Here is a 552-nt window from a genome sequence, read left to right on the forward strand (position 1 = left end):
TTACCATCAGTACAGACAACAACAGCATTAGCTGATACTGTATCAAATCAAGGTTATTTAACAAATAAGACTTATAATCAAACAATACCTCTTACAAAAGAGCAAGTATTGATAGCTAATGAATGGGATAATGAGTATAGTTCAGGAAATGTTTATAATACAAGAGGATTTAATATTAGTGATGTTGAGAGTTATATAGATATTTCTACTGTAAAAATGGTAGGTAATATTTTATTCAATGTTGGATACAATGATATAAATAATATTTCAGAAGAGGATGAAAAAGTATTTAGTAGAAGACAAAATGTAGCTGTAAGTTTTAAATTGTTTTTCCCTGATGGATTTACTTACAATGAAGGTAGCTTTACCTTAGATGGTAATACACCTGATGTAGAATCTATTGTTTATGATAGAAGTGAAAATTCAATAACTATAAAATAATTTAAGAATTAAAACAAAAGAAGGTTTTCGAAAATTGGGAAATACAACTAACTAAAGATAACAATTTACCTTTAGAAAACTTATGGTATTGTTGAATCAGCAGTTAATTTC

General features: G+C 26.8%; 1 protein-coding gene. It reads left to right on the plus strand.

The window, feature by feature from the left end:
* Positions 1–441: hypothetical protein (locus HMPREF9088_RS12185; RefSeq protein WP_007209397.1), on the plus strand; the 441-nt coding region annotated here is incomplete at its 5' end.
* Between the last annotated feature and the right edge of the window lie 111 nt (positions 442–552).

This window comes from Enterococcus italicus DSM 15952, from assembly GCF_000185365.1.
GTDB lineage: Bacteria > Bacillota > Bacilli > Lactobacillales > Enterococcaceae > Enterococcus_G > Enterococcus_G italicus.